This is a genomic window from Pseudoalteromonas sp. SG41-2, assembly GCF_014164535.1.
Classification (GTDB): Bacteria; Pseudomonadota; Gammaproteobacteria; order Enterobacterales; family Alteromonadaceae; genus Pseudoalteromonas; species Pseudoalteromonas rhizosphaerae.
In genome coordinates, this window is record NZ_JACJFK010000013.1 from 140,290 (window position 1) to 148,784 (window position 8,495).

General features: G+C 35.7%; 8 protein-coding genes and 1 pseudogene. 5 read left to right on the forward strand and 4 right to left on the reverse strand.

The window, feature by feature from the left end:
• Positions 1–168: 168 nt before the first annotated feature.
• Together H5186_RS12375 and H5186_RS12380 are read right to left on the reverse strand one after the other, a co-directional pair.
• The gene (locus H5186_RS12375; protein ID WP_182794513.1) at positions 169–591 is read right to left on the reverse strand and encodes a hypothetical protein; all 423 of its coding nucleotides are present in this window, start codon (positions 589–591) and stop codon (positions 169–171) included.
• Positions 578–1,138, reverse strand: a complete 561-nt coding sequence (locus H5186_RS12380; protein WP_182794514.1) for a hypothetical protein — start codon at positions 1,136–1,138, stop codon at positions 578–580. Before H5186_RS12380 ends, H5186_RS12375 begins: the two co-directional genes overlap by 14 nt.
• Before the next feature lie 1,006 nt (positions 1,139–2,144).
• On the opposite strand from H5186_RS12380, the gene H5186_RS12385 reads away from it, so the two are divergent.
• From H5186_RS12385 to H5186_RS12400, 4 genes are read left to right on the forward strand one after another with little or no spacing between them, the layout of a single operon-like run.
• Positions 2,145–3,227: a CBASS cGAMP-activated phospholipase gene (locus H5186_RS12385; RefSeq protein ID WP_182794515.1), complete on the forward strand. Its 1,083-nt coding sequence runs from the start codon at positions 2,145–2,147 to the stop codon at positions 3,225–3,227.
• A gap of 5 nt (positions 3,228–3,232) precedes the next feature.
• On the forward strand, positions 3,233–4,543 hold the full coding sequence (locus H5186_RS12390) for a CBASS cGAMP synthase (RefSeq protein ID WP_182794516.1): 1,311 nt from the start codon (positions 3,233–3,235) through the stop codon (positions 4,541–4,543).
• Positions 4,544–4,550: 7 nt separating this feature from the next.
• Positions 4,551–6,347, forward strand: a complete 1,797-nt coding sequence (locus H5186_RS12395; RefSeq protein WP_220496387.1) for an E2/UBC family protein — start codon at positions 4,551–4,553, stop codon at positions 6,345–6,347.
• The gene (locus H5186_RS12400; RefSeq protein ID WP_182794517.1) at positions 6,334–6,810 is read left to right on the forward strand and encodes a Mov34/MPN/PAD-1 family protein; all 477 of its coding nucleotides are present in this window, start codon (positions 6,334–6,336) and stop codon (positions 6,808–6,810) included. Before H5186_RS12395 ends, H5186_RS12400 begins: the two co-directional genes overlap by 14 nt.
• 66 nt (positions 6,811–6,876) lie before the next feature.
• On the opposite strand, the pseudogene H5186_RS12405 reads toward H5186_RS12400, so the two are convergent.
• Together H5186_RS12405 and H5186_RS12410 are read right to left on the reverse strand one after the other, a co-directional pair.
• Positions 6,877–7,067: pseudogene (locus H5186_RS12405) on the reverse strand (IS110 family transposase); the annotation flags it as partial.
• Positions 7,068–7,078: 11 nt separating this feature from the next.
• Positions 7,079–7,618: a hypothetical protein gene (locus H5186_RS12410; protein ID WP_182794518.1), complete on the reverse strand. Its 540-nt coding sequence runs from the start codon at positions 7,616–7,618 to the stop codon at positions 7,079–7,081.
• Between the two features lie 121 nt (positions 7,619–7,739).
• Between H5186_RS12410 and H5186_RS12415 the strand changes: the two genes are divergently transcribed.
• Positions 7,740–8,048 carry a helix-turn-helix domain-containing protein gene (locus H5186_RS12415; protein ID WP_182794523.1) on the forward strand — a complete coding sequence of 103 codons (309 nt, stop codon included), beginning with the start codon at positions 7,740–7,742 and terminating at the stop codon, positions 8,046–8,048.
• Positions 8,049–8,495 lie beyond the last annotated feature (447 nt).

Genomic DNA, 8,495 nt, shown 5'->3' on the forward strand with positions numbered 1-8,495 from the left:
ATCAAGTCAATTGTGTAGAACCAGTTCCTAAAAAGAGTAATTCTACAGCCTCAACGCCCTATTAAGATGTGAGCAAGGCAATACCGATGTCGCTGCATGCTACCTTAATCACTTAAACCAACGCATGATGAAAATGCCACGCGTTGCGAATCACTCTTAAACAGATTGTTAGGTTCTAGCTAAGATAATGATTTCATTACTATCAATCGTCGCTTCTAGTTTTGTAAAACCTAGTCTTGCTGCCTCCGAAGATGGAGATATTACGTTTCTCTCTCCGCCTCTCTCACACGCATACATTTTCGGTGTTGGATCTACATCTGGAGCTATAACAGACAGAACTTCTTCAATGATGGCATACTCAAGATTTGATATATCTAAAGAGTCTATTAGCTCTTGTTTGCCCTCATAATCGCTGACTTTTGGCAAGTCTAAAGTGCCTGTCTGCTTTTGATACTCATATTCCACTTTGATCATGTACGTTTCCTTAATATTTATTGAACGCCCCGCTAAACGGCGAGCGTTAGCGAGTCCGGTGGAGGCCACGCTTTTTGTGGCCGGAACGAATTTGAGCGGTTTGTTATGTAAGTTCACGGCCTATTTCCTTTGCGAGCTGCTTAAGCCTCGGGAATGCCTTTTCAGCTTCTTCTTTTGTGGAGAAATTAGTCTTTATTTCTGGCATCAAGATATTGCCAGACACGTTAAAAGCTTTAATAAATTCGTCAATTTGGCTATGTATATGATCAAACTCATATGACGAGCGATACTGAAGCAATGTTCTATAAGCATTATATTGTACGTTGCTGTTGCCTAAGCCGACGATTGGTTCTGCTTTCCAATGCTCGACCATTTTAAGGAGTCTCCCGGGGATAAGACTTTTACCTATCTGTGGTCTAGCTTGTTCAAGGTAAAGATCAGATCTTAGATAGTGATAAATATATAAAGCGATTGCGCTAATTAAAAAAGGAAGAAAACCAATGAATAATTTAGTAGCGATAAGCTCCGCAGTTTTTTCTGCACCCTTGATCTGGAACGTGAAATAGCAAAGCCATACAAAGTTTGCCATCCACCATAAAATACTCCAAATGCTTTTAGAGTCGCTCTTGAAGTGCTTCCATGCCTCTTTGGCACTTTTTGCCATGGTTACTCCTTAAATCACATAACAATTTTATAGTGCGCTCGTCGCGCATCTTTCTGCCGATGTTACGCGCATGAATTAATAAATCTATTTTTAACAAATAACGTAATGCATTGCCAATTATAATATTGACACTAAAGGTATTCAGAAAAAGAAAATGCGCCCGTCGCTCATTTTCTTGAATATGGGAGCACAACAGGACTGTATATTAATACAGTTATTTATGCCATCACCAACATAAAAGTTAGTGGAATATCAGATTATGGAGTAGAGCCAATATCATTAGGTGAATCACTGTATCTGATAGCTCAAAGGTGATCTATAGAGTAATTAAGTTAACTCACTTTGGGGCAGAAACGAGTTAATCATGAATGACTGCTCATGGCACATTTGCGAAGTTCGGCTCATTGCCATCAGCGAATATAGGTAATGCCTTACTCACCAGAAATTTAGGAACGCAACAAATAAATTTCCGAGTGCAGCAACTTGCGTTGGCCCTACATGAGCATTGACTTATGAGACTATCAAACTTAGTTTAGAACATTAAAACAACAAGATATCGAACGTCTGTAATTTCTCAAAACTGATTTCACTCGGCGAAAATACAAATTTCCAAGGCGACAGAGTCTAAATTAACGAACAAAGCATAAGTATTTACCTGAGGATTTTCTAAAACATTGAAGCGGTTTTAACTTAATTCTTTTAATCAAAAAACTTTACAAAAAACACTGTTTTTTTATACAGAACAATAACTCTCCTACCTCAAATAAATGTAAGTACTTACATACAATTATATATAAAAAATTAATCAGGAAAAACATAATAAATATCCTTGAAGCATTACATAAAACACACTATGTTGTATTTGATTTAGTAATTAACACTATATATGGTGTATTCACTACTGGGGGATTCTTTATGATACCTTTATGTGAGGTACTCATACTCAGCTAGAAATTAGTATTACGTGATTAACTAGTAAAAACTCCGAAATAAACTAGGTGAAAAAATGAAAGAAGCTTTTAACGAAAAGAAAATTAAAATTTTGAGCCTGAATGGAGGAGGTATACGTGGGCTTTTTACAATTAGTGTTTTAGCTGAACTAGAGCAAATTATTGAAGATAGATCTCAAAGTACTGATATCAGAATTGGAAACTATTTTGATTTAATTACAGGTGCATCTATAGGTGGAATTCTAGCTCTTGCTCTTGCTCAAGGAAGGTCTGCAAGAGAGTTAAAGAAGATATTTTTTGATCGAGGTAGCTACATCTTTCCAAAGCACAAAATATTTGATAAAAAAATTAAATTTGTAAAAAGGTTAATATCGCCTTTGTACAAAAGTAACCCCTTACGAGAAACGATAGTTGAAATGATAGGTGAAGATTTTAAATTTAATGATCTGACCCGAAGAGTTATGATTCCTACCGTTAACTTATCAACAGGCCGCCCTCAATTTATTAAGACTCCACATAATCCTAATTTTACAAGAGATGGGCGTCTAAAGTTAATTGATGCTGCAATGGCTACATCAGCTGCTCCAACTTATTTTGCACCACATTACTGGTCAGATTTGGGGGCTTACTTTGCTGATGGTGGTTTGGTTGCTAATAACCCAAGCTTTATAGGGTTACATGAGGTCTTTGGAGATATGAAATCAGACTTTCCTAACGCAACTCATTCTAATATCCACATATTAAACGTAGGAACAATGGGCGAAGAGTATGCATTAAGCCCAGACACTTTATCCTCCAAGAGGAAGAAAGGATATATGGGATTGTGGGGAACTGGTGAAAAATTAGTGCATACAACAATGACGTCGAACCAATTACTTCATCAATACATGCTAAGTAGAGAGCTTAGTTCAAAAGGTTTGACTGAAAATTTAGTTCAACTAGACAGCAAAATTCCAAATGAAGCAGCTAGTGAAATTACATTAGACAATTCATCAAAGTCTGCTCTAGATAATCTTGCTACGCGAGGCCAACAACTAGTTACTGAAGAATATGCTAAAAACCCTTCTTTAAGAAATTTTTTTTTAGAGCAGGCACTTCCGTTCAAAAGCTTAGAAAATCCTATTAAAGAAGGAGAGTAGTGGTTATGTGGAATTTACATTCATTTTATACTAATCGAGAAACAGGTTTAATTGGCCAACTTAAATTGTCTGATGAAGAGGAAAATAAACTTAAAGAACTACGTCAAATTGTTCGTAAACGAATTACGAAGGTATTTGAGGAGGCAGTTTTAATTGCCATAGAAACCATCAAAAACAACTTAACCATTAGCGCTATTAATTTAAAATTAAGTGGAACGTTTGTTCGGCATTTATCACCCGAAGATCAGATAATTGTTGCTGAACTGATCAGCGAAATGGAACTTGATACACTCCAAGAGTTTATACAATTAAAACCCAGATTCATGACGCAAGGAAGCTTTCAATATAAAACTTTGAATAAGCCATTTCATTCAGGTCAAGAGATGGATATTGATGATGGTACTTATCTGCCAATGCCTATATTTGAATCAAAGCCAAAAATTGGACATCAACTTTTAACTTTACTAGTGGATACTGCACTCAAATCTTTAGCTAATGAAAATTATGGTTGGAAGTTTGAAGCAAAAAGAACATGTGGTCGTATAAGGATCAAAAGTGAACGTACTCATATAGACGTTCCTATGTATGCAATACCAAAAGAGCAGTTCGCACAAAAAGAGGTTGCATCTATGGAGTCAATGAATAGTAGCCGTAAAATGTTTGAGTCTGTAAGTGACTCTTCAGCTACACGTGATGAAGAGCTATACCAAAGACTAGACTCTACTTGTGTAAACCTTGCTCTTCGAGATGACAAACCAGGAAGTCCAAAATGGATGAATAGTGATCCTAAAGTTGTTGAGGACTGGTTTCTTGGAGAGTGCCGACGTATAGGGTTCCATCTTCGGGATATTTGTAGGTTTATGAAAGCATGGCGTGATGCTCAATGGGATTTAGGCGGACCAAGTTCTATTTGTTTAATGGCGGCGACTGTCGAAGTGCTCCACAAAAAGGCTCATGATTCTAGCGATATTGCTTCAGTTGTTAAGGTTGTTGCCGAAAGCCTCCCTTATGAATTTAGAAAGGGCGTTGAAAGCCCTGATGATACAGATGAAAGACCTCTCTTTCCTCCTGAAGCAGAGCATAAAGATAGAGAAAGAGATATTATTAGGAAGCTAGAAGATTTCTCTAGCTTACTCTCTCAAGCTGAAAAAGCTGAAACAAAGGTATCTGCATTGAGTATACTCTCAGAAGTTTTTGGAGATCGTGTTAAAGATCAGAGCCTAATTAAAGTAAAAGCTGCAGCTTCAGTATTTAAATCTGAACCAACTAAAGCAAATTCACCAGCGAAAATAAGCACAACTATGGTTAGTGGATAAGCTATAAATGGAATTAGTTCATCATACTTTACTAAATCTAGGTTTTGAGTTTGCAAGCTCAAAGAAGCTTTCTCAAAAATCGATGAGGAAACCCTTTGAGCTTAGTAATGGTGCTTATATTAAAGACTTTATAGTAAATCATGAGGTTTTTACCATTGCTTTAGTTATACCTAATGATCCACATATTGAACTTCCGTCAGCATATGCGGTTAATATGCCCGATGCATATAAAGATAAATTAATTCCACATATATCTCACGAAGGTTACTTATGCTATGTCGAAAAAAAGGAGGCTGACTGGGAGCCTAACGATCTAAACTCTCTATATGAAGACATAAATGCACAAATTCAGTTAACGCTAAATAAATCGGCACAATCGTTTCAAAGACAGGAAAATGGTGATTTAGAATTTGAAAATGAGTTTGTATCATATTGGGTCCCTGATGGCTTTCTATACTTGTTAAGCCAAATAGATAAGTCGTCATCTAACTTCGTTACATTTCTATGCTCATCCATTAATGAAAATAGCTCTAACAACTCAGAATTCATTACAATAAATACTGGAAATAAAAAACCTAATGAATATTTTGATGATAATGCGTTAAATAAATGGCTATCTCAAAGAAACTTGGAAGTTAGTAGTAAAGATAACCTTGGAATAAAAACACATTGTATTTCTGTGTCTCCAGATAAATTAGCTGGTGTTAATTGGCCTCCGAGTAGCTTAGGCAATTTAACAAAATGGCTCGAAGAAGTTAATTGTAGTGCTCGTGATCATTTAATTTATAGCTTAACTAAAAAGAAAGAAAAGAAGCACATTTTGTTACTTAATATTGATAAACAAGATCCGATTGCAGTCTACATCGAACTAAATGTGCAAGCCTTTGATTTCCATAGAAACGCCAAAAACACCAATAAAAAGAGAAAAAACAAAACCTCTTTCCACTCTCTTGCAGCTATTGTGCGTAGTAATAAGTTTTGCAGTCATTTCAAACGTTTTTCAGTTATTAAGGCCGATACTTCAACGCTACAAAGTCGAGATAAAAAGAGAGAGCTGCAACTTAGCTCTCAGCGTATAGCTCTAGTCGGATGTGGCACTATTGGAGGTTATCTTGCTAGTTTATTGATTAGGAATGGGGCTGGTTGTAGCAGCGAGCAATTTGACCTTTATGATGATGATATTTTAATGCCGCATAACTTCTCAAGGCACGTATTAACATCTTCTAGCTTTGGGAAAAACAAAGCTCTGGAGCTTGCCAGCAATTTAACTCACTCAATACACACTATAAAATCAGTTCATGGTTTTGCTAGTTCCTTCCCACTAAATGAAAGTCTGTTATCTAAATACGATATTATTATTGATGCAACTGGTCGCCCTCCTTTCTCAAAAAGACTAGCACATGTAATTAGGTTATTACCCCAATTAAAAAGGCCGAGTATAATTCATGCATTTAATGACGGAAATGGACGAGCTTCTAAAGTGTTTATAGATACAGGCCATAGTTGCTATAAATGTATGACTATGGATAGAGTTATCCATCAAGATAATGCTGATACACGTTTTGCTTCGAGCATTTTCGATAAGTCTGAACGCAAAGTAAGTTGTGGTAATACATATACAATTTATGATGCTTCAGTGAGTCATATAACTGCTGCCATGGCTCAAGAAGCAGTTTTGAATACTTTAGAAAGTAATTTACCTTGGAGCTATAGTGAATTTATTTTAGATGAACAGTTTCGTACTGGTAAACGAAGAATTTTAAAGAGGCAACCAAAATGTCCTATTTGCTATGAAGACAGTTAGTGAATTAGTTTTTAAAGATAAGGATGGTAAAATAGTCGTTATTTTAGAGCATGTACTGAATATTATGCTAAATTATCGCCAATTAACTCCTACTTCTTTTGAGGCTGCAGGGGTATTAATCGGTGAGCGTAGGGGCCCACATCTAGTAATATGTGATTTATCAGTCCCAGGTATTGGAGATATCAGAAGTAGGTATCAAGTTAATAGAAAAGGAAAGCACCACCAGAAAAAAGTTGTTGAGTGCTTTTATTCTTCAAATGGCTTCCAGCAATATGTTGGAGAGTGGCATACTCACCCAGAAGACTACCCTTCACCATCATTTCTAGATAAACAATCATGGAGAGATAATCTGGTAGCAGATATTCCTATGGTTACAATTATTCTCGGCAGAAAAGCTTTATGGGTCGCTCGTAAAGAAAATAATAAAATACGCGAAATGCGTGAAGTTTCCTTATCTGAATAAGTCTTAACTTGTTCGAGAAAACTCACCTGAATGATATATCATGCCCTGAGGTATTCATCAGGTCATTTATGTCTTCAATAATGGCCAATCACGCTCTTTAAGTGCCTTTAAATAGTTAGCCTCATCGTAGCAATATTTCGTGTTTTCCAACACCGATAGATTATGCGTATCCATTTTAATGCAAGCGCTCTAACAGCAGATTGATGAGACTTACCTTTAGAACGTTGCTCTTGATAATATATACCGACACAATAAGTGGCAGCTAAAATTAGTACCCAATCGGACTATCCCCTTTCCTAGTATCAAGACACTCCCCTAAAATATTCTGTACCGCTGTTATACGACCTAAACATCGATATTTTTTCTCTTTGGCCAAATCAAACTTTGACTTCAGTAAAGCTATAATTGCAGGGTATTCGTTCATATAACTTTGGTACTCTTCCATTTCAGATGTGCTAATAAGTAGGCTATATCTATACTTTATAAGTCTGTCATTTAGCATAGCCTTAAATTCCTCTTCCGGCATGAAGTAATTTCCAGTCTTCGGATTACCTAAATTATAAAAATGTTGTTTAAATTTTTCGGTATGAATATATCTAATTTTTTGTGTGTTTTTCTTACCAAGCTTTAGTAAATATCCATGATTAACAAGTCGATAAAGCTGTCGATGTATAAAAACTCTTGCTTTAAAATCATTTTTCGTAGAACTATACAAACGCATATAGGTTTCAACTAGTTCAGTAACAGAAAAATTATCAATTCTTTTTTCCACTAAAAGTAAGTACATGGCTTCATTTAAATTTTTCATAATCAACGATGACCGATATTAAAGTTAAAAATTTCAAGCTTAGTATTCCTAAGTATACAACATTAGCATAAACTTAGAGAATCTAAGTATTGATATTGTGAATTAAGATGAATTCTTGGAAATTGCGATTAACCCAGTCCCAGGGCGAATTAAACAGGCACGAGTCTCTAAGGGGATCTCTCAAAAAGAACTCGGCATTAGAATTGGACTCGACCAAAGTTCTGCGAGTAGTCGTATGAACCACTATGAGAAAGGTAGGCATACCCCAGACATTCCAACACTTAAAAGAGTAGCTGAAGAGTTAGGTGTGCCTTTGCCTTATTTTTTATGTGAATCAGAAAAGACAGCTGAGTTGATTTGCCTAATTGAAAATCTCAAAGAGGCAGATAAAGACGAATTAATTCGTAAACTTAAAGAAAATAAAAAATAGTAAAACTGTACGACACCTACAGGCCTAATTTTCCAAATTAAAAATTTTAATAAAAAATACATTAATTACGAGTTAAGCTTATTCAATACCTTGTTTTTTTTTAAATTTATACTCCCCCCTTTCCCTTGATAAAACTATTATTAAAAATAGATAGTTTAAGCCTTAATAAATAGACCTTTAGTCTCTAAGTAAATAATGTTGCCTTTTTTGTCGCGATAGTAGTCTGTATTACAAGAAATAAATGGACTTCACTCATGAAAATCACCGCTAAACATATAGAGAGCTGGGCTAACACAAGACAGGCACAAGCTGAACTCCCGATATTTGCATATTCTCACCAGCTTTGATCATCCAATGGCATTAACTTTGATCACTTATTCTCATTAAGCTTTGATCACGAAAATTACGCGATAATGATCACTTTTGTGTTCTTAATGATTTTGCCGA

Coding starts and splice junctions, on each gene's coding strand:
- H5186_RS12380 (WP_182794514.1), bottom strand. CDS start 1,138: ATGGCAAAAAGTGCCAAAGAGGCATGGAAGCACTTCAAGAGCGACTCT.
- H5186_RS12385 (WP_182794515.1), top strand. CDS start 2,145: ATGAAAGAAGCTTTTAACGAAAAGAAAATTAAAATTTTGAGCCTGAAT.
- H5186_RS12390 (WP_182794516.1), top strand. CDS start 3,233: ATGTGGAATTTACATTCATTTTATACTAATCGAGAAACAGGTTTAATT.
- H5186_RS12395 (WP_220496387.1), top strand. CDS start 4,551: ATGGAATTAGTTCATCATACTTTACTAAATCTAGGTTTTGAGTTTGCA.
- H5186_RS12400 (WP_182794517.1), top strand. CDS start 6,334: ATGAAGACAGTTAGTGAATTAGTTTTTAAAGATAAGGATGGTAAAATA.
- H5186_RS12410 (WP_182794518.1), bottom strand. CDS start 7,618: ATGAAAAATTTAAATGAAGCCATGTACTTACTTTTAGTGGAAAAAAGA.